The organism is Flavobacterium sp. W21_SRS_FM6, from assembly GCF_052119645.1.
In the GTDB taxonomy this organism is placed as follows: Bacteria; Pseudomonadota; Gammaproteobacteria; order Enterobacterales; family Alteromonadaceae; genus Paraglaciecola.
Genome location: NZ_JBGQOM010000003.1, coordinates 92,360 through 112,457, shown reverse-complemented (window position 1 = coordinate 112,457; position 20,098 = coordinate 92,360). Strand labels below are relative to the sequence as shown.

The 20,098-nt window shown below is 44.0% G+C and carries 15 protein-coding genes; 9 read left to right on the top strand and 6 right to left on the bottom strand.

What is annotated here, in order from left to right:
• Positions 1-15: 15 nt before the first annotated feature.
• Both ACEN2L_RS06495 and ACEN2L_RS06490 read right to left on the bottom strand, forming a co-directional pair.
• Positions 16-219: a hypothetical protein gene (locus ACEN2L_RS06495; RefSeq protein WP_441742635.1), complete on the bottom strand. Its 204-nt coding sequence runs from the start codon at positions 217-219 to the stop codon at positions 16-18.
• A gap of 264 nt (positions 220-483) precedes the next feature.
• Entirely contained in the window at positions 484-1,329 is an 846-nt protein-coding gene (locus tag ACEN2L_RS06490; protein ID WP_441742633.1) for a tetratricopeptide repeat protein, read from the bottom strand.
• A gap of 191 nt (positions 1,330-1,520) precedes the next feature.
• Here ACEN2L_RS06490 and ACEN2L_RS06485 point away from each other — a divergent pair, with 191 nt between their 5' ends.
• The 7 genes from ACEN2L_RS06485 (at position 1,521) to purD (ending at position 7,811) form a co-directional block, all read left to right on the top strand.
• On the top strand, positions 1,521-1,952 hold the full coding sequence (locus ACEN2L_RS06485) for a hypothetical protein (protein ID WP_441742631.1): 432 nt from the start codon (positions 1,521-1,523) through the stop codon (positions 1,950-1,952).
• Positions 1,949-2,254 carry an Mpo1-like protein gene (locus tag ACEN2L_RS06480; protein WP_441742629.1) on the top strand — a complete coding sequence of 102 codons (306 nt, stop codon included), beginning with the start codon at positions 1,949-1,951 and terminating at the stop codon, positions 2,252-2,254. The genes ACEN2L_RS06485 and ACEN2L_RS06480 overlap by 4 nt, the downstream gene beginning before the upstream one ends.
• A 211-nt stretch (positions 2,255-2,465) precedes the next feature.
• Positions 2,466-3,500 (top strand): tRNA dihydrouridine synthase DusB, encoded by a 1,035-nt coding sequence (gene dusB / locus ACEN2L_RS06475; RefSeq protein WP_441742627.1) that lies wholly within the window; start codon positions 2,466-2,468, stop codon positions 3,498-3,500.
• Positions 3,501-3,528: 28 nt separating this feature from the next.
• Positions 3,529-3,822 (top strand): DNA-binding transcriptional regulator Fis, encoded by a 294-nt coding sequence (fis, locus tag ACEN2L_RS06470; RefSeq protein WP_306024374.1) that lies wholly within the window; start codon positions 3,529-3,531, stop codon positions 3,820-3,822.
• A gap of 129 nt (positions 3,823-3,951) precedes the next feature.
• Positions 3,952-5,559 carry a bifunctional phosphoribosylaminoimidazolecarboxamide formyltransferase/IMP cyclohydrolase gene (purH, locus tag ACEN2L_RS06465; protein WP_441742625.1) on the top strand — a complete coding sequence of 536 codons (1,608 nt, stop codon included), beginning with the start codon at positions 3,952-3,954 and terminating at the stop codon, positions 5,557-5,559.
• 119 nt (positions 5,560-5,678) lie between these two features.
• Entirely contained in the window at positions 5,679-6,515 is an 837-nt protein-coding gene (locus tag ACEN2L_RS06460; RefSeq protein WP_441742623.1) for a class I SAM-dependent methyltransferase, read from the top strand.
• Between the two features lie 12 nt (positions 6,516-6,527).
• Complete coding sequence (gene purD, locus ACEN2L_RS06455) at positions 6,528-7,811, top strand: phosphoribosylamine--glycine ligase (RefSeq protein ID WP_441742621.1); 1,284 nt, start codon at positions 6,528-6,530, stop codon at positions 7,809-7,811.
• Between the two features lie 153 nt (positions 7,812-7,964).
• On the opposite strand, the gene ACEN2L_RS06450 is transcribed toward purD, so the two are convergent.
• The 4 genes from ACEN2L_RS06450 to ACEN2L_RS06435 all read right to left on the bottom strand — a co-directional run bounded on the left by ACEN2L_RS06450 (position 7,965) and on the right by ACEN2L_RS06435 (position 17,895).
• The gene (locus tag ACEN2L_RS06450) at positions 7,965-9,608 is read right to left on the bottom strand and encodes a sensor domain-containing diguanylate cyclase (RefSeq protein WP_441742619.1); all 1,644 of its coding nucleotides are present in this window, start codon (positions 9,606-9,608) and stop codon (positions 7,965-7,967) included.
• Between the two features lie 500 nt (positions 9,609-10,108).
• A complete protein-coding gene (locus tag ACEN2L_RS06445) occupies positions 10,109-15,178 on the bottom strand; it encodes a DNA repair ATPase (RefSeq protein WP_441742618.1) in 5,070 nt (1,689 codons plus the stop codon).
• Positions 15,179-15,213: 35 nt separating this feature from the next.
• The gene (locus ACEN2L_RS06440) at positions 15,214-17,217 is read right to left on the bottom strand and encodes a flotillin family protein (protein WP_441742616.1); all 2,004 of its coding nucleotides are present in this window, start codon (positions 17,215-17,217) and stop codon (positions 15,214-15,216) included.
• Between the two features lie 33 nt (positions 17,218-17,250).
• Complete coding sequence (locus tag ACEN2L_RS06435; RefSeq protein ID WP_306024366.1) at positions 17,251-17,895, bottom strand: OB-fold-containig protein; 645 nt, start codon at positions 17,893-17,895, stop codon at positions 17,251-17,253.
• Between the two features lie 248 nt (positions 17,896-18,143).
• On the opposite strand from ACEN2L_RS06435, the gene ACEN2L_RS06430 reads away from it, so the two are divergent.
• Both ACEN2L_RS06430 and ACEN2L_RS06425 read left to right on the top strand, forming a co-directional pair.
• Positions 18,144-19,046: a phosphoribulokinase gene (locus ACEN2L_RS06430; RefSeq protein ID WP_306024365.1), complete on the top strand. Its 903-nt coding sequence runs from the start codon at positions 18,144-18,146 to the stop codon at positions 19,044-19,046.
• Between the two features lie 30 nt (positions 19,047-19,076).
• Positions 19,077-20,057: a Gfo/Idh/MocA family protein gene (locus ACEN2L_RS06425; protein WP_441742613.1), complete on the top strand. Its 981-nt coding sequence runs from the start codon at positions 19,077-19,079 to the stop codon at positions 20,055-20,057.
• Positions 20,058-20,098 lie beyond the last annotated feature (41 nt).

The following is a 20,098-nucleotide window of genomic DNA, read 5'->3' as shown; positions in this document are numbered from 1 at the left end:
ATTTTCAAGCCAAAGTCAATCACCAGTTGTGGGGCGGTTGACCGGATCATCATGCGCAAGAAGCCCTGTAATGGGTAAGCTAATTTCACTGCTGAGTGTAGTAACTTGAATGCGGTCTCGAAACACCGCAGACACTCGCGCAGCATAACCATGCTCTAGCTCATCTAAGCTGACTTGCTGTTGCAGCATCGGCCGCCAACCTAATTCCGTTAACGTCATTGCTTACTGTCCTAATCAATCTGAACCATGATAAGAAGTGTCGTTATCATTTCAATTACATACGAAAGATTAACGGTTCCCACCCGAGCTGATATTCACTCGATGACGACATTTTTGTGGATAGAAAACCCAACGCCGCTAGGCGCAATAAGAGCGATATTCAGCGCCACGGCTTATGCAGCGTTTAGGTTAATCAGGAAGATACCAGTTTGCAATAGTAAGCGAGCGCCCCGCGCGGCGCAATGCGCCGCCTCATGAACTATTTTAATACAGCAAACTGTAAACTTTACGACGATATTTCGATTTTAGTGGGTCGCCATCGGGCAGGGCGTTGATCATGTCTAAGGTGAGTTTTTTTGCATCGCCAAAATTTAAGTCTTTAATCAATACCGCTAATGCCAGATCTAAGGCTTCTTCTATTTGATTGGCCTGATGCAATTGAACCGCTAGCCTGACTTTTAGATCGAGATTATCAGGGTCGTTGGCTAGCTCTTGTTGTAAGGCGATGATCTCTGGCGACTCTGCTGCTTGCTCGGCTAATTCTATTTTGCCTTGAATACTTTTATACAAGGCATCTTGGTCGACTAAACCAATAGTGGCGAGCATCGCTTTAGCTTGATTGACTTGGCCTAACTCTATCTGGCAATCGGCTAATAATAATTTGATATCAGCACGACTGCTGTCAAGGTCATAGGCTTGTTTAGCTAAGGTATAGGCTTGTTGATAGTTACCTGCACTTATTAATTCTTGTGCTTGAGCAACTAAACCGTCTTCTGCTTTAGGTAAATGTTTGTTCAACAGCTCAATGATTTGTGCCTCACCTTGAGGCCCTGCAAAACCATCTACGGGTTGACCTTCTTTTACCAAAATCACGGTGGGCAAACCACGTACACCAAACTGTTGGACAATTTCAGGTTGGGCTTGGCAATCTACGCGAGCATGAATAAGGGTGTCTGGGTATTTTCTAGCCACGCTGGCCAATACCGGAGCAATTTCATCACTTGGAGCATAGCCTTGTGCCCAAAATTCGATCATCACGAGTTTTTCTTGCGAGTCTTGTAAAATGACTTGCTCAAAGTTTTCTAAGGAGATATCTACGCTAGTATTCATTTATGTTCTCAACAAAAATCTGTTTTGCTTGTGTTGGGGCAAGTTTATCAAAAACAAGCGAGTTCATCTGCATTTGAAAGACTTTAACTGTGCATTAGTGCCAGACAAGGTGCCTTATCAACAAAACAAATTGGTAATGTTATCAATTTGTTGCTAGTTTATGGCACCTTTAAAATTACAGCAGCGTTTTCATGGAACTGCACGTTTTAAAATTTGCCAAAATATCAATTCTGCGAGCCGATATCGCAGAAGTGATTATTAATGATGATGTCGTAATGACCTTGGCAATGGTAAACGAATATCATGGCTTCTTGCAAAAGCACCTCAGAGCGCCGTTTTCCTTATTGGTGAACAAAATTAATGAATATGGCTACGAATTTCAGGCGCAGTTAGCCATCGGTAATATTCCTGAAATACATGCAATGGCTGTGGTGAGTTATACCCGTAAGTCAAATTTAACAACACATTTGTTAGCCCACACCACCCCGCGAACAAAAGCATGGAATATTGATTTTTTTAGTCAACGAGACATGGCGTTAGAATGGCTAGAAACTCAGCAAGATGCTTTAAAGGAACACGGAAAAAGAGCAGTTTCTAATGCGATAACGGCGTCTTTGATATGAGCCAAAAATACCCCAGTTTTGCAGCCTTTTATCCCTATTATTTATCCGAACACCAAAACCCGACGTGTCGGCGTTTACATTTTGTGGGTTCATCATTGATTATTGTGCTTTGTCTCGCGGTCTTGGTGACGCAGAATTGGCTCTGGTTGGTGGCCTTACCCTTTTTGGGTTACGGATTTGCCTGGATTGGACACTTCTTTTTTGAACACAATAAACCGGCTACTTTCACCTACCCATTTTACAGCTTTTTAGGCGATTGGGTGATGTTTAAAGATATTCTGATTGGCCGCATTCGCTTTTAATTCCTTATTTTTCACCACTACTTTTCCTTTTATTAACTAATCATGATCATTCAAGGTCGCTAAAAAGCCTTTTCTGTTATTGTCAACCGTCTTTGTTTAAAAAAAGTACAAATTTGTTGTTGATCTAGCCTTTCCAAGAGGTACAAAAACTCGTAAACTTGCGCCCCTTTTTGAGCAATGGACGTTTTTTGCACGATTTTGGTCTTAGATAATGATGCAGATTGGTCCTTATGTATTAGATAATAATTTGATTTTAGCGCCGATGGCTGGCGTGACAGATCGACCCTTCAGACAACTTTGTACGCGTCTTGGCGCAGGTTTAGTTGTTTCTGAAATGTTGTCTTCTAATCCTCAAGTGTGGGAACGAGATAAGTCCAAGCATCGCATGGACCACCGTGGTGAAACGGGGATAAGGGCGGTGCAAATTGCTGGGGCTGATCCTGAGTTGATGGCGCAAGCCGCACAGTTGAACGTCAGTAATGGCGCACAAATTGTGGATATCAATATGGGATGTCCGGCAAAAAAGGTGAACAAAAAGTTAGCGGGTTCTGCCTTATTACAAAATCCTGCCTTGGTTGAACAAATTATCAAGGCGGTTGTTAATGCGGTAGATGTGCCGGTTACCTTAAAAATACGCACAGGTTGGGATACAGAAAACCGTAATGGAATCGCAATTGCCAAAATTGCCCAGGACAACGGTATTCAATCTTTGGCGGTGCATGGTCGCACCCGAGCTTGTATGTACAAAGGCGATGCCGAATACGACACCATTAAGGCCATCAAACAGGCTGTGTCGATACCGGTGGTCGCAAACGGGGATATTACAGATGCCTTTAAAGCTAAGCACGTACTGGAATATACCCAAGCAGATGCGTTAATGATCGGTCGCGGGGCTCAAGGTAATCCTTGGATATTTCGCGAGATCTTACACTATTTGCAAACTGGCCAAATGTTAGCTGCTCCCAGTATTGGTGAGGTGAGTAGCATATTGCTAGAGCATGTTGCCAATGTTCACGAATTTTATGGTGAGTATTTGGGAGCGAGAATTGCTCGCAAGCACGTTGGTTGGTATTTAGCTGAGCATGACAAAGAACGAAAGTTTCGTGCCCAGTTCAACATAATTGAAGATGCTTCACAGCAACTTGATGCGTTAAACCAGTATTTTGAAACCTTTAATGTGGAATCAACTTACTTCGACAGATTGGCAGATGAAACGGTATTAAACCAGAATTCGCCTGCCGCTTAATGATGACTAACTAAAGAGCACGATGTATATGTTCGAACAAAATGTAACTTCTCCGTTTACCACTACGGTAACCACGCCTTCACAAACTCAGGCGCAAAAGCCGCTACGTGATTCTGTTAAACAAGCGGTAAATAAATATCTAAAGCAATTAGATAATAACAACATCGAAAACTTATATGAGTTAGTTTTGGCTGAAGTTGAAGCGCCATTATTAGAAGAGATCATGACCTTCACTCGCGGCAATCAAACACGCGCCTCAACCATGTTGGGTATCAACCGCGGTACATTGCGTAAGTTGTTAAAGCAATACGGTATGAACTAAGCCGAGTATTTTGTAAAGGAGCACCATAGGGTGCTCTTTTTGTTTGTACCCCCAGAGAATAGCCCTGCAAATTGGCGAAAAATGTTAGACTAAATTTAGCAAAATATTACCTTTGATAGTGGATTAAGTATGCAAAACACAACGACCGCAAACCCTATTCGTCGCGCTTTGTTAAGCGTATCTGATAAAACCGGCATTCTTGAATTTGCCCAGTTTCTTGCAGCACAAGGTGTTGAACTCATTTCAACCGGCGGTACGGCTAAACTACTCAGTAGCCATGGCCTGACAGTAATTGAAGCCTCTGACTATACCGGACATCCAGAGATAATGGATGGGCGTGTTAAAACCTTACATCCTAAAATTCACGGTGGTATTTTGGCGCGTCGCGGTCAAGACGATGCGGTAATGGCACAAAACAATATCCAAGCAATTGATTTAGTCGTAGTGAATTTGTATCCCTTTGCTGCAACTGTCGCTAACGATGATTGCACGCTAGAAGACGCGATTGAAAACATCGACATCGGTGGGCCAACGATGGTGCGCGCTGCAGCGAAAAATCACAATGCGGTAACGATTGTGGTCAACCCTGCTAATTACGCCCGAGTAATGGCAGAAATGTCCAGTGCGCAAAATAGTGTAAGTCATGCTACCCGTTTTGATTTGGCCATTGCTGCTTTTGAACATACTGCTGAATACGATGGCATGATTGCTAACTATTTTGGCGCCATGATTGACTCAAGCGAATGTGAAGACGATTGTGACCACCATCACAGTGAGTTTCCGCGTACCTTCAACATTCAGTTAAGTAAAAAGCAAGACTTACGTTACGGTGAAAACAGCCACCAAAATGCTGCATTTTATGTTGAAAATACTGTTCAAGAAGCCTCTGTTGCCACTGCTACTCAACTGCAAGGCAAAGAATTATCGTTCAACAACATCGCTGATACAGATGCGGCCCTTGAATGTGTGAAAGAATTTGCTGAACCTGCCTGTGTTATTGTTAAACATGCTAATCCTTGTGGCGTGGCCTTAGGTGACACCATTCTTGATGCTTATAACCGTGCGTATCAAACGGATCCTACTTCTGCCTTCGGTGGCATTATTGCCTTTAACCGTGAGCTAGATGCCGCAACAGCGCAGGCTATCGTCGATCGCCAATTTGTTGAAGTGATTATTGCTCCTACCGTTAGTGACGATGCGATAGCCGTTGTGGCTGCCAAGAAAAACGTGCGTTTACTTGCCTGTGGTGATTGGCAAGGTCAGCTCACAGATGGTTACGATTTCAAACGTGTTAACGGTGGCTTGTTAGTGCAAGAACGTGATTTTGGCATGGTTGAAGTAGAAGACTTACAGGTTGTGACTAAGGTCAAACCCACAGAGGCTCAAGTTAAAGACTTGATGTTTACATGGAAAGTGGCGAAGTACGTCAAATCTAATGCCATTGTCTACTGTAAAGACGGTATGACTATCGGTGTAGGTGCGGGGCAAATGAGCCGAGTATATTCAGCTAAAATTGCTGGTATTAAAGCCGCTGATGAAGGCCTGGTAGTGCCGGGTTCAGTTATGGCTTCTGATGCGTTTTTCCCTTTCCGCGACGGTATCGATGCTGCTGCCGCTGCCGGCATTTCAGCCATTATCCAGCCTGGCGGCTCAATGCGTGACCAAGAAGTGATTGATGCAGCAGATGAGCACGGGATTGCCATGGTCTTTACTGGCATGCGTCACTTCAAACATTAGAGTTAAGGTGTATTTACCAATAAACGGGGTCAATTGACTCCGTTTATGGTTACGTCTCGCTTAGATAGCCGTTACAATCTTAGCTGAACTTTAACAAATAAAATGGGTGAAATATGTTGATGCATACATTAGTACGTTCTATACAAAAATCCGTAAAAGTCCTTGTTTGTACCTCTCTTCTTAGTTCCTCGTATGTTTTTGCTGATGCCTTGCAAGATGCAGTAGGCTCAGATGCGCGCTCTTCTGCTGAGCGTTTACGTGACGAATACCGTCATCCACAGCAAACTTTGCGATTTTTCGATATTCAAGCAAATATGGCGGTAGCGGAAATATCACCTGGCGGCGGCTGGTATAGCAATATTCTTGCACCCTTATTAAAAGATAGTGGCACTTATTATGCGGCGCATTTTTATGTAGAAGAAGGTGGCCCGGCATATTACAAAAAGTCATTGGATGCATTTAACGCCAAAGTCGCTGCGGATGAGAGTTTTAGTAACGTTAAAGTCACTGCTTTTCATCCCACTAAAGCCTTAGATTTTGCGCCAGCTGGTAGCCTTGACCGTGTTTTGACCTTTAGAAACGTGCATAACTGGTATATGGGGGATGATCAAGCTGGCATCGATAATGCGTTTTCAAGTTTTTTTAAGGCTCTCAAGCCTGGCGGTATTTTAGGCGTGGTTGAGCATGCTTTACCTGAAAATTTTGATGACGAATTTCAAAAGAAATCAGGTTACATGAAACAGTCTAAGGTTGTTGCAGCAGCTGAAAAAGCCGGCTTTACCTTGATTGCAACAAGCGATGTCAACGCAAATCCCTTAGACAGTGCCGATCACGAGAAAGGCGTATGGACGCTTCCGCCTAGCTTACGTTTAGGTGATGTTGACCGAGCCAAATATCTTGCCATTGGCGAGAGTAACCGTATGACCTTAAAATTTATTAAACCTACTACCAAGTAAGAACCACAACACATGAATGTATTAATCATCGGCGGCGGTGGTCGCGAACATGCTTTGGGCTGGAAAGTGGCACAGTCAAACAAAGTTAAACAAGTGTTTATTGCCCCCGGTAATGCCGGTACGGCTTTAGAAGCTAATCTCTCTAACGTGGATATCGCTGTTGAAGATATTCAAGGCTTAGTGGACTTTGCTAAAACAAACAACATTGAATTGACGATTGTTGGCCCAGAAGTGCCACTGGTACTTGGTGTGGTTGATGCATTTCAAGCCGCTGGTTTGGCGATTTTTGGTCCAACTCAAGCGGCTGCTCAGCTTGAAGGTTCAAAAGCGTTTACTAAAGACTTTTTAGCTCGACACGCTATTCCCACAGGTAGCTACCAAAATTTCACTGAAATAGAGCCTGCCTTGGCCTATGTCAAAAAAATGGGTGCGCCGATTGTAATTAAAGCCGACGGCTTAGCTGCAGGTAAGGGCGTTATTGTTGCAATGACCTTAGCAGAAGCAGAAGAGGCTATTCGCGATATGCTTGCTGGTAATGCCTTCGGTGAAGCTGGCAGTCGCGTGGTAGTTGAAGAGTTTTTAGATGGTGAAGAGGCCAGTTTTATCGTCATGGTTGATGGGAAAAATGTATTAGCCTTTGCGACCAGTCAAGACCATAAACGGGTGGGCAATGGCGATACAGGTCCTAACACTGGCGGCATGGGCGCTTATTCACCGGCTCCCGTCGTTACGCCAGCCATTCATCAACGTGTAATGGATGAAGTGATTTATCCCACGGTCAATGGAATGGCGGCAGAAGGCAATACCTACGTAGGCTTTTTATACGCTGGACTAATGATTATGGCTGACGGTACGCCTAAGGTCATTGAGTACAATTGCCGCTTTGGTGACCCTGAAACCCAGCCCATTATGCTACGTTTACAGTCTGATTTAGTCACATTAGTCGAACACGCGTTGGCAGGAACCTTAGATACTGTTAGCGCTGAATTTGACTCACGCGCTGCGGTCGGTGTGGTACTTGCCGCTGGTGGTTATCCGGGTAATTACGCTAAAGGTGATGTCATTAAGGGCTTAAGTTTAGGTAACAGTGACGCGAAAATATTTCACGCTGGAACGAAAGATATTGATGGTCAGGTTACCACCAATGGGGGGCGTGTATTGTGTGCCACTGCTCTTGGGAATACGGTAACTGACGCCCAGCTCAATGCCTACAAACTGGTTAACGATATCAGCTGGAATGGCATGTTTTATCGTGATGATATTGCTTATCGTGCTATTGCTCGTGAGCAACAGTAGAGCTTAAGCTTACAGACAATAAAAAGGCGCTTCGGCGCTTTTTTTGTTTGCTGTTTGGCTAACAAAGTCTGTAAACAGTCAGGGGCCGATTACCGTTACTGCGTATTATCCTCTGCAGAACACAGGACTTAACTCTTATAGTACCTGAGGTATTCAGACTTGTTCTACTCGGTTGCGGCCCTGTTCTTTCGCCATATACAAGGCCTTATCTGCCCGTTTCAAACAGTCAGCAAAATTCTCATTTTCTAGACTTTGTGCTACGCCAATAGAAGCCGTTATGGGGTACTTAAGTTGCTCAGATAGGTCATTTGACAATTTTATCCGGATTTTTTCTGCGAGTATCTTGGCACCGTTTTTATCCGTATTGGGCAGAATTAATACAAACTCTTCACCGCCCCAACGTGCAATTAAATCGTGTCTACGAATTAATGTTTGCATGATAGCGCTGCCCTTTGCCAAAGCAGTATCCCCTGCATCATGACCTAAGGTATCGTTAAGGCGTTTAAAATGGTCGAAGTCAATTAACAGCACGCAAAAATGCGCTGAAGTCTGACGTTGTTCAGAGACGATATGGTGTATAGCATCCATCAATCCACGACGATTTAGCAGCATGGTCAAGGGGTCATGATTTGCTTGTACCGATAAGGTCTTCATGGCCTGACTGTCTTTTATGAACCTGACATACGTCAGATAGTTTTGGCATAGCGCGAATGACAATAAACCTAAGCTGGCCATCGAGCCCGTATCAATTATCCTCAGGCTATATAAAATATCGTTAATAGAAAGCGCAAATAGTAACAAAGAGCCAAGGGCAATTAAGCGTGCACCTATACGACGCCGGTACGCAGCCAACATGATTGAATACAATCCATATAACAACACCACCAAAGCAAAACCTTGAAAATAGACTAGGTACTGGGTGAATACGGCGGTCGAGCTAAACAGCACATGCAGACTAAAGGCTGCACTGATCGAGCAAATAATAAGGAAAGGCCAGAAACGAAATTCCTTAGGATAAGTAATGTGAAAATAACTGGTGAATAAGGGAATGGAGAGATAAAACGAGAGCAAGTTAATCCGCACGACAGTGCTAAATCCTAAAGAAACTGCATCTGTAAAATAAATCAAATGACTGGTTTCAATTTCACGAACACCCAAACAAATACAACTTAAAGCCAGTAAAAAAGGCAATAAATCTGAAGGTCTCAAGGCAAAATGAAATAAACTCAGAACGGCAATCGTAAAAAAAATGGCTGCAATAGTGACGCTGCGCAGAAGTTTTATTAACTCAGTTTGAAATTGTTTGTCCGCCGAGCCAAGGGTAATAGGGAACCATTGACCTCCCCAAGCAAGGTCATAATTTGAAATCTGTAAAATCAAGTCGAGTTGTTCACCAGGGTTGTCAATAACCACAATTTTAGGTGAGTAATTGGGTATTGCCTTGGACTTGTCAGTACTTATTTGGCCCACTTCGTCGACTAATTGCTGATTTATGTATAAACGATAAGCGCTACCCATTACCGGTAATGATAGGGCTAATGCTTCATTTGTCGTTTTGATATTGACCCGTAGACGATAAGTGGCAAAGCCCTCTGAGGGAAGAGGCTCTGCTAGGTATTCTTGTCTTTCCCACGACAGAGGGGTTTGTATAAAGTCATGTGTTGCGGGTATTTCAGTGGCAACGTTTTCTGATACAACAAATTGCTGCCAATAGAATTGCCATTTTCCCCTTAGTGGTACAGGCTCACTTTGGGTTAAATCTAGGGCGCTGAGGTCTAATCTACCCTCAGTCGCCATAATTTGCTCTTGAAAGAGATTGCTTTTAATTTCAACTACAACACTGAATAACAACGCAAACAGACAGATCGCAAGCAAGCTTACTGAGATCAAGGGCAAGGTTTTGGTTTTGTTAGCCTTGGAAATTGGCCTTAGCGATTGCGTCTTATTATGCCTGTTAGAAATAAATAACTCCTTGTTATCAACGCTATACATGCAAGCGAAGATGGTAATTTTGACACTTCACTGACTACCTTGGCAACTTCCTGCAAACGAAAATCTGTGCTTTTATGTAGGGCCTGTTGATCTTTTTTGTTCATTTATACAGCATTCTGGGTGCCATTTAGGCGAGGCGCATGTTTACAGGTCGAGTGGGCCTAAATCAAAATGTCCAACGCTGCAAAATTGGCACCTAGGCGCCTAACATCCGTTGCGGACCAAAACTCGTATACCAAAGGTCAACACGCCCTAGTCTATCTCAGTAAATTGCCAGAGACACAAGACCATCAGCATTGTCGGTACTATTCTTCATTATGCTCTATCTTACGGTCAGAACCGGTCCACACTTTACTTAATAAATGCATGGCAGTGGCGACACGATTAATGGGTTTAATTAAGTCGCTGGTGTCCGATTGCTGCATATCGAGTTTAATCGCTTCTAAACTGGCGGATATCTGGCCTAATTCTCGCACTGCTTGAAGGGTAGGATCGCCTTCGATACTCAACTGCTTTTTGCCGCTAAATGCGCTACAAATATGTTGCCAGCGCTGTTGTTGTGCTTCGTTCATTACCCCACGTAACATCGCTAACTTAAGCACGTTTTCTTCGGCACCAGAGGTGAGGGTTTGTGCCTCGCCGGTATAGTGATCGCCAATTAATTGCATGAGTTCAGCGTGGTTCATTACTGCAGAAACTTTTTCTGCCATTTTGTTCATGTTGCGATAACTGCCTTGCAATTTAAAAGGCGGTTCTTGGCGATAGTCTTCAGCGGTGGCCGCTGATTTGATGTACTCTAAATTAACTTTTAGGATGACATCTTGAATCACTACCAGATGTTTAATAACGCTGACAATTTCATTAATTTCCGCACCGCTATAAGCATGACTGAGCTCATTCGTTGCAACTTGTTGACCCTGTGCCATCGCAATAAATTTATACACATCCTGCATATCCCGCAGCGCCAGTGGTGCTAATACTGCGTTAGAGGTCAGCGCATTTTCAATGTAACTTAGGGCAAACTGTTCTTCTTTACCACCAAGTACGTCGCCCAAGTTATATATATCAGCACGGTTAGCTAGCATATCAGGCACGCTAAATACATCACCAGATTCAGTGTAAGGGTTGCCCGCCATCACCACGCAAAACTTTTTACCACGCATATCATAGGTTTTACTTTGGCCTTTCCACACACCTTCTATGCGCCTGGTGCCATCACATAAGGCGATAAATTTTTGTAAAAACTCAGGGTGAGTATGTTGAATATCATCAAGATACAACATGACATTACTGCCCATCTCTAAACCTAAATTGAGCTTTTCTAATTCTTGTTTAGCAGTGGCGTTAGGCGCATTCGCGGGGTCAAGTGAGGTGACATCATGACCAAGCGAAGGGCAGTTTATTTTCATAAACACTAAACCCAGGCGCGCTGCTACGTATTCCATTAAAGTGGTTTTGCCGTAACCTGGTGGAGAAATGAGTAACAGTAAGCCCATTAAGTCAGTGCGTTTACTGTCACCTAGTGCGCCCATTTGTTTGGCTAAGTTATCGCCGATAATGGGTAGATACACTTCATTAATTAGGCGGTTTCGCACAAAAGAACTGAGTGGTTTGGCATTAAAACTCTCTAGTTGCAGTTCAAGTTTACTGCTTTGCATCACTTGTTGGCGCACCGTGTGGTAAAGCGTAAAGTTAGGCACATCAACTTGCTCATAGTGATGTAATCGTTGAATAAATTCATCAAGAGAAAAGCGTAGCTGGCCGTTTTTGATACGCTGGTGTTCACTGAGTAAACCCTCTACCTCAATATCAAGGTTAATCTTGCTGGCGCGGGTTTCTATGGTGTGTTGGCATATAATCAGTGCGGCTGTTTCGGCTAAATAGTGTCGCGTTTGTGGTTTGTTAGTGGTAGCTAACATTGCACTAAGCCAGGCCTGACATAAACTCCATTGTTCGTTGAGGCCTAACACCCTGTCTTGTTTACCATCAGCCTTTTCTATTTGTTGATTAAACTGACTGATGGCAGTGCTGAAATCTCGTGTATGACCAAGCTCTTCCAAGGCGGTATTAAACGCTTGGTTGAGGGTGTTGGCACTTGGGCTGGTGATAAAAGCAAACTTGGGTAAGGCCAGTTCTAAACTTAAATAATGTGCCGCTTGGGTGATTTCTCGAGCTGTGAATGGCAGCAAAAAACGCTGAATAAAGGCCCCTATGTGGGTTTCAAGATTTAGCTGCAATTGCAAAAAGCCTTGCTGACTGTTAAAGGCGTTAGCTAATAGTTGTGCGCTAAAAGCATGGCTTTGCCAAATTTGTTGCTGGGCTTTATTGATGCCCGCATAAGCCCAGAACAGCATCGCAATCGCACGGGTTTGTGGGTCAAACCGCAATAAGTCTGCTTGCTCGTGCACATTGAGTAAAGCCTGTAGCACTTTAACGGTATCGCGATCGTGCACCCCTTTTTGATAGCCTTCTTGATAGCGAGACGTCATGTACGTGCGGACGAGTTTTTCAAGTTCACTGGCTTGATTAACCATGGCATACAGTTGAGTTATATTCAGTTGGTTACGCTGCTGCTGTGCATCTTGAATAATACTGTACGCTAGGTATTCAATGCGGCTAATGTTTTGGTTTTCCGAAATCAAGGCCTGTTGCCAATAAGGTTTGAGTTGGTTTAATTGAGCATGTTCGAGTGGCTCAAAAAAATCAGTGCCAATGAGATGGCGATACAAACCGTCTTCTTTTGGTAGTAAGGTCAGCTCAAGGCCTTGGGTATTTACGCTGAATTTATGTTTACCCAGTTTGATGACTCTTCCGCCATCTTCAAAGATATCTTGTTTGTCTCGTTGCCCACGGATGCCTGCTTCTTTTGCTGCTTTGAGCTGGGCTTCTAGATCATCCGCTTTGACCTGATCGTTCAGCTCACGTAGTTGTTTGACAAGTTCACTGAGCTTTAAAATCATCGGGTCAGAGGCAAAATAGGTGTTGAGTTCATCAAGTTGGTTAAAACTCAATGCCCGTTTTTTCACGCCATTGATAATGCGCTGGGCGGCGCCAAACACATTTTGTGCACGGCGCTGTTGTTCTTCAATCAAGCTCTGCTTACGACTCGCGAAGGCGCTGTGTAGCTCTTCGCGCTTATCCATGATGTCACTTAAAAACTGATCGTACTCACTGAATTTAGACTCTAATTCTTCTAACTGAACACTTAAGCGCGAAAGTTGTTCATCGGCTTTTTCAGGTGTATCAGCCATGGCGAGAGCGCTGCTGATACTCTGTGAAAATAAGCGAAACTGAGCGGCAAATTCGGCACTGGCTTCACCTGAGCCAAGTTGTTTTAAGCGCTGCTTACCTTGAGCTTTAACCTGGTTGAGCTTGGCGTAAATCTCAGAAATGTCATCTAAAATTTTGGTGCGCACAGTGGCATCGTCGACCTTTAAACCGTTGAGTATATCAGTCAGTAAATCCAGACCTTCTGATAGGGTGTCGAGCTGTTGATTAATGGGTTTCAAATCAACCACTAATTCAACTTGAGCAATGGTGTTTTCTAAGGTCGTGATATTGTCATGATAAGGTTGCAGTGCTTGGTCACTGGCTAAGAACGCGACGGTGGTATGACTTAGTTCTTCAAAGTGCTGGGTGATTTCTGTGTCTAGCTGTTCTAGCCGTTCTTTATTGATGTAGCGCTGCTCTTTAAGACTAATTAGATGACCGCGTTGTTGGCGTAACGTGGTTAAGCAGGCCACATATTGCTCTGGGGTATGCCAATCACTCACACGAATACTGTCGATAAGTTCTAGCTGTTTTCGTTCGGCTTGGCTTAGTGCATTATTAGCCTGCTGACGTATTTGCAGCACTTTTTCAAACTCATCAATCACCAGTTCCGCGGTTGTGGTGATGTCTTTTACTACCGCCCCTAACTCACTGAAATCTAATTCGTTTAACCAATAAAAACTATCAAATAAGGTGGCGCAGGTTTTAATTAAATCTTCATAGACTTGTCGGCTGGGGTTGGGATTAACAATATTACGATGTACTGCGCTTAATTCAGCTATACCGCGCACTAACTCTTTGTTACCAATACGGCTATATAAGCTATCTGTGGTGGGTTGTTTGGCGGCAAATTCATTACTGAAATAGGGGGTTTGCCAAATTTGCATCGGATGCACACGGGTCGCTTCGTTTTCAGCTTGAAACACCACCATACTGCCATTATCAAACACACTATAACCATGGGCATAAATCGGGTTTTGCAACTCTTTGCGAATAAGGTTGTAAGAATATAAACCGCTCAAACCCGATTCAGGTTCGTGAAAGATATAAAGTACGTCTTCACCATTAGGTGAGCGCACACTGCGTCTAAACTTAAGCCCAGCAATTTCATCAGGAAAGGACTTGGTTTCACCGTTTTGCAGATAATAACCACCAGGAAAAATAATACCGTGGTCTTCGGGTAAAGACACACAAGCCAAACCAATCGCATCGATACGCTTAACTTGATTGGTGCGGGTATTTAACACTAAATACCGATAGGTTTTTTCACGGTAGGGCAGGATCTTAAACAGGATCAGGCTGCCGACTTGCGCATAGTGAATATCGGCATCGGCTAAGCTTTGCGTACGATCTTCGACAGGCTCGTTATAAACGCCCAAGCCATCTTCGGTGTTGTTTTCTACCTTAATGGTTAAGGTTCCACCAATGGTTTCAACAAAAGCCATATCCAATACACTGATATGTGGATGCTGACCGCTTACATGTTGCTCACGGGCGGCTTTTTGCCATTCAAAATCGTGGGAAGGTGCCCGTTTTAGCGCCCTTTCGCCACGATTGTCGATATAGCTGGCACTACCGTCTTTATTCACACGCCATTGAAATACACGAGTATCATTAATTTTATGGCCAATTTGAAACACTGCAAACAAGGTTTGCTCTTGCACTTTAAGCTGCAACAACCGGGCTTCTTTATAATAAACGTAAAGCTCGTTAAACTCTTTTTGGAAATTTGCATCTGCTAAGAACGTGCCAGCTATGTCACGAGGATTGAGCTCAAAGCCCTGATCGTTTTTGACCAGCCGATATAATCCAAACACATCGTTAATTTTCGTTTCTTTTTTTAAACCAATAAAGACGTTATAGCCAAACAGTATACTGTCGCCAACCGGCACGATGTCGCGGGCAATACAGTTGTTTTCAGTGCGTACGCGCACCCTGCCTTGTACTTCAAGCTTGGTTTGGCCAAATTCGGCGATACGTTGCTGATTGTGGTGATCGAGTTGCTGTTTAAGGCGAACAGCTTGCTCAGTTAAACGCCGACGAATAACGTCATAAGCGCCACCTTCTGCGACTGCTTGATCAACTTGTGTTTGCTCTGAAGCCATCGGTAGTTCCTTGTTAGAGCGCTAGTGCTTACCCACTACTTTTTAGGACTTAATGCACTACTGATAACATCGAGCAACTGGGGATTAGACTGACCTTCTTTTAATAATTTGGCCACCAAGGCCGTGATGGCGGTGTCTTTTACACTGCCACTGGCGCTACCAAAACCTGCGACAAGCTCTTTGGCATCTTCAACAAAACTGGCGTCGCCGTTTAAGTGATCTTTAAATGCCGTTTGCAAGGTTTGGCTCTTGTTCATGGTGCCATCAATTGCTTTACCTACCGAGATAGACTTAACAAAGCTGTCTAAGTAGCTGCTGTCACCGCTGACAATATCAATTTTTGCCGCCTTGAGGGCAGCAGAGAGCACAGACGCTTGTTCTTTGGCAATGTCCACATTGGTTCGAATAGACTCCATGATTTCAGCATGGCCATTATCCAATTGCATTCTGAATTCTTCATGCGCCCGTTGTTGTTCAGACATAGTGCCCATGGCAGCGAATTTAAGGGTCATGCCTTCAGCTTCTGCCGCGGCTTTTTTAGCGGTCACTTGCGCTTCGGCCACGCCAGTTTTCTCCACTGCATCGGCCATGGCTTCTTGCACACGTACTTGCGCCATGCCTTCTTGTTCTTTGGCCATCGCTTGTGCTTCCATCACTCGGGCAGCGGCAAGACCTGCGGCGGCTTCTAGCGCTTCTTTACCCTCTGCTTCTTTACGCTGACTCATGGCACGTTTTTCTGCAACGTCTAAGTCTGCTGCAGCATCAATGCCTTTTTGTTTAGCAATGTGGCTGGCCGATTTCTCAGCGGCCTCGGCGGCTTTGATATCTTTGACTAAGGCTTCTTCTGCTTCTGCCTCAGCAGCGATTACCTTGGCTTTACGATGACGCTCAGCGTCAGAAACCATGCGCAATTCGTTAATTTCTTCTTCACGCTGCGCTACAGTTTTGTCGACTTCTATGCGCGAACGGATCACATCAGCGATTTCACGTTTTTCGTGCTCAAGCAGTTTTTCATTGGCAATGCGTTGTAAAGAGGCCTCTTTTTCGCGATCGATTTGCTCTAACTCGCGGGCACGGATAACACGCTCTTCTTCAATTGCCACAGCACGTAAGCGATTGTTTTGAGCCATTTCCACTTCTCGTTGTTTGTTTTGTTCTTGTACTTCAATTTCTTGTGCCGCGGTTACGCGAGCTTGTTCTGATTTGAGTTTTTCTTCGTGTTGTACGCGTTCTGTTTCAGCACTTTCCCTGGCAATAACGGTTTCTATTTCACGGCGCTGTTTTGCTTCTGCATCCGCTTGTTGGCGCTCCAACTCAAGTATTGCTTCACGGGTTTCAACGTCTTTGCGCTTGATTTTCATCTCTTCATCACGGCGAAATACGTTGGTTTGGATGTGTTGTTCGGCGGTTAATTCGGTAATTTTACGAATACCTTGCGAGTCTAAGATATTATTAGGGTCGAGTTTTTCGATAGGTGTTTGTTCTAAATAATCTATCGCCACGTCTTCTAGCACATAGCCGTTTAAGTCAGTGCCGATGTTATCGATAATCAAATCACGGAATTTGTCGCGCTTGGCATACAAATCTTCAAAATCTAAGGATTTACCCACTGTTTTTAGTGCTTCGGAGAATTTGGCGCTGAATAAATCTTCCAAGGTGGCAATGTTTGATGCCCGTTCACAGCCAATAGCTTGGGCGACTTTTAGCACATCATCGCGGTTTTTGTTTACCTTCACAAAAAAGCCGACTTTAATATCAGCACGAATATTATCGCGGCAAATCAAGCCCTCGGAGCCGCTGCGGTCAACTTCGATGGTTCGTAAGGATATATCCATGATTTCCATTTTATGGAAAACCGGCACCACGACTGAGCCAGTGAAAGTCACCTTGGGCTCATCACGCATGGTATTGACGATCATGGCGCGGCCTTGTTCAACTTTTTTATACAGCTTTGCCATCATTAATATGGCTGCCATGATGAATATAAAAATACCAACTGCGAGTGATATCCAAAATATTAGATCACTTGGCTCATTCATTAAGTCGCTCCTGATTTAGGGTTATAAAGGGGTTTATAAAGAACGTGATGACATAGCCATCAATTCAGATTCGGTGACAACAGAATAACTATCTTGTGCCACGAGATAGTCAATTAATACGATTTTACTGCCTTTGCTTATGGTATTCGGGGTGGTGGCTCTGACACTTAAAATCATGCCGTCAGGCGTAACAGCCTGCCCAAAGGTTTCGTTCACTGTTAGGGTTGTTAAGGTACAAATTGTGCCAATCAGCTCACTTTTTGCCACGCCTTCATGGGTAGCAAAAAAACGTCGCAGAGGTTTAATACACAAAGCAGACAGTGGCAGTGCAATGACAATAGCAAAGGTGGCCACAATCGCGCCTTGTGCGGTAGCCGTTAGTGCGCCATCAAATAAAGGTGCAGCATATTTGCGGGCTAAATAAGTAAATGAAAACGCATAGATATCAATCAGTGTCAGTGAAACTGTTAACGGAACACCATCTAAGCCAAGTTTTTCGAGCCACGACACGCTATTGGTTTCACTTCCAGCATCGCTACTGGTGTCAGCATCAAAATCAAGAATATCTAAGTCGAGCAGCCCAGCAAATGCCATGAGCCATAATAAGGTGAGCACTATCAAGGGAACGGTGAAAATGACGGTGGGAAAACTGAATATATCGTTTAAAAAAGCATCCATTTATACTACTCCATTACCGCTTAGACTTATTCAGGCGTGACGAAAATTACTCACTCACTGGCGATTTGTCAATCATTCCGTCTTACAGTAAAGCCACTTCGAGGTTAATTATTTGTAATAATTTTCTTATCTGAATAGGAGGATTACTCATCGCTAGCTTAATTTTATCTGATAAAGCGTGTTAGGGTCTTGACCCCTTGCCTTTGCTTGCTTATAACTGTTGTCCGTTTCACGACTAAGAATATTCAATGTCAGTAAAACATCCAATAATTGCGATAACCGGCTCATCTGGAGCTGGCACTACCTCTACCACGAATGCGATTCGCCATATTTTCCGAAATCTATCGGTTAATGCCGCTATGGTTGCGGGTGACAGTTTTCATCGATTCACTCGACCTGAAATGGAAGTGGAAATTCGCAAAGCCCAAGAACAAGGCCGCCACATCAGTTATTTTGGGCCTCGTGCTAATGATTTTGAAATGTTAGAAAGCTTGTTTAAAGAATACGGTGAAACAGGCCGCGGTAAACACCGTCAATATCTGCATACGTTTGATGAGGCTGTACCCTTTAATCAAATGCCTGGCACGTTTACGCCTTGGCAGGATTTACCCGAAAACACTGACTTATTGTTTTATGAAGGTTTACATGGCGGTGTAGCCAACGATGATGTGAATGTGGCTAAACACGTGGATTTATTAGTGGGTACAGTGCCCATAGTCAACCTTGAGTGGATCCAAAAAATCGTACGTGATACCACCGAACGAGGCCATTCTCGTGAAGCGGTGATGAGCAGCATTGTGCGCAGCTTAGATGACTATTTTAAATTTATTACCCCGCAGTTTTCGCTAACACATGTCAATTTTCAGCGGGTGCCTACGGTTGATACCTCTAATCCGTTTAGCGCGCGTGAAATCCCCAGCCAAGACGAAAGTTTTGTTGTGGTGCGTTTTCGCCGCGAAATGAAAAACGTCGATTATCCTTATTTGCTCAAGATGATAGATGGATCATTTATGTCGCGTATCAATACCTTAGTAGTGCCGGGCGGCAAAATGACCTTAGCCATGGAGTTAATTATCTCGCCCTTACTTGAAGAAATTCTCGATAAAAAACGTCGTGCTGGTTTTCAGATGGATTGGGTTACTGAAAAATAAGTTATCGCATTAAGTAAATAAGGAATTTGTATGGCGATATCAGCCGACTATCGTTGGGGCATCATTGGTTGTGGTGATGTGTGTGAAGTTAAAAGTGCGCCTGCCTATCAGCAAGTTGCAGGATTTGAGCTAGTGGCAGTAATGTCACGTACCCTAGCCAAAGCGCAAGATTTTGCCAAACGCCACGGCGTGGCCAAATATTATGATGATGCTGAGGCCTTAATCAACGACCCTGATATTAACGCCATCTATATCGCTACTCCACCTGATAGTCACTACGAATACGCCTTACAAGTTGCTAAAGCGGGCAAGGTTTGTTGCGTAGAAAAGCCCATGGCCTTAGATTTCAATCAGTGTTTGGGCATGCAGCAAGCTTTTGAACGGCAAAACTTACCCTTGTTTGTGGCTTATTATCGTCGCTCTTTACCGGCTTTTACCCAAATAAAACAATGGTTAGACGATAAAGAAATTGGCCAGGTCAGGCATATCGACTGGCAGTATATTCGCCCGCCCAGTGCGACTGATTTAAGCCAAAAATCGAATTGGCGTACGCAAAAAGAAGTGGCCAAAGCCGGCTACTTTGAAGATATTGCCAGTCACGGCTTAGATATGATGTGTTTTTTGTTAGGCAATATAAAACAAGCACAAGGTGTCGCGAGTAATCAACAAGGGTTATATACCGCTTATGATGCTGTGGCAGCCAGTATGTTGTTTGAAAACGGCGTGACTGGCACCGGCCATTGGAATTTTGCTGCAAGCAGTACTGCAGACAAAGTCCTTATTATTGGTGAACGCGGGCAGATTAGTTTTAGTATTTTTGAAGACAGTCCTGCCGTGTTGACCTCAGCAGACAAATGCATTTCTCAAGCTATGCCCAAACCCTCGCCCATTCAAGGCGACTTTGTACAAGCCATGGCTGACCATTTAAGCGGTAAATCAGTCCACCCCTCGATGGCACAAAGCGGTGCCCATACTAATTGGGTGATGGACGCGATCTTACAAACTAGCTAACCTACAACTAGCGTGGATTGTGGGTAACGAATACCGGGTAA

Coding starts and splice junctions, on each gene's coding strand:
- ACEN2L_RS06450 (WP_441742619.1), bottom strand. CDS start 9,608: ATGGCGACTGAGGGTAGATTAGACCTCAGCGCCCTAGATTTAACCCAA.
- dusB (WP_441742627.1), top strand. CDS start 2,466: ATGATGCAGATTGGTCCTTATGTATTAGATAATAATTTGATTTTAGCG.
- ACEN2L_RS06435 (WP_306024366.1), bottom strand. CDS start 17,895: ATGGATGCTTTTTTAAACGATATATTCAGTTTTCCCACCGTCATTTTC.
- ACEN2L_RS06460 (WP_441742623.1), top strand. CDS start 5,679: ATGCATACATTAGTACGTTCTATACAAAAATCCGTAAAAGTCCTTGTT.
- ACEN2L_RS06440 (WP_441742616.1), bottom strand. CDS start 17,217: ATGAATGAGCCAAGTGATCTAATATTTTGGATATCACTCGCAGTTGGT.
- purH (WP_441742625.1), top strand. CDS start 3,952: ATGCAAAACACAACGACCGCAAACCCTATTCGTCGCGCTTTGTTAAGC.
- ACEN2L_RS06480 (WP_441742629.1), top strand. CDS start 1,949: ATGAGCCAAAAATACCCCAGTTTTGCAGCCTTTTATCCCTATTATTTA.
- ACEN2L_RS06425 (WP_441742613.1), top strand. CDS start 19,077: ATGGCGATATCAGCCGACTATCGTTGGGGCATCATTGGTTGTGGTGAT.
- ACEN2L_RS06490 (WP_441742633.1), bottom strand. CDS start 1,329: ATGAATACTAGCGTAGATATCTCCTTAGAAAACTTTGAGCAAGTCATT.
- purD (WP_441742621.1), top strand. CDS start 6,528: ATGAATGTATTAATCATCGGCGGCGGTGGTCGCGAACATGCTTTGGGC.
- ACEN2L_RS06445 (WP_441742618.1), bottom strand. CDS start 15,178: ATGGCTTCAGAGCAAACACAAGTTGATCAAGCAGTCGCAGAAGGTGGC.
- fis (WP_306024374.1), top strand. CDS start 3,529: ATGTTCGAACAAAATGTAACTTCTCCGTTTACCACTACGGTAACCACG.
- ACEN2L_RS06495 (WP_441742635.1), bottom strand. CDS start 219: ATGACGTTAACGGAATTAGGTTGGCGGCCGATGCTGCAACAGCAAGTC.
- ACEN2L_RS06485 (WP_441742631.1), top strand. CDS start 1,521: ATGGAACTGCACGTTTTAAAATTTGCCAAAATATCAATTCTGCGAGCC.
- ACEN2L_RS06430 (WP_306024365.1), top strand. CDS start 18,144: ATGTCAGTAAAACATCCAATAATTGCGATAACCGGCTCATCTGGAGCT.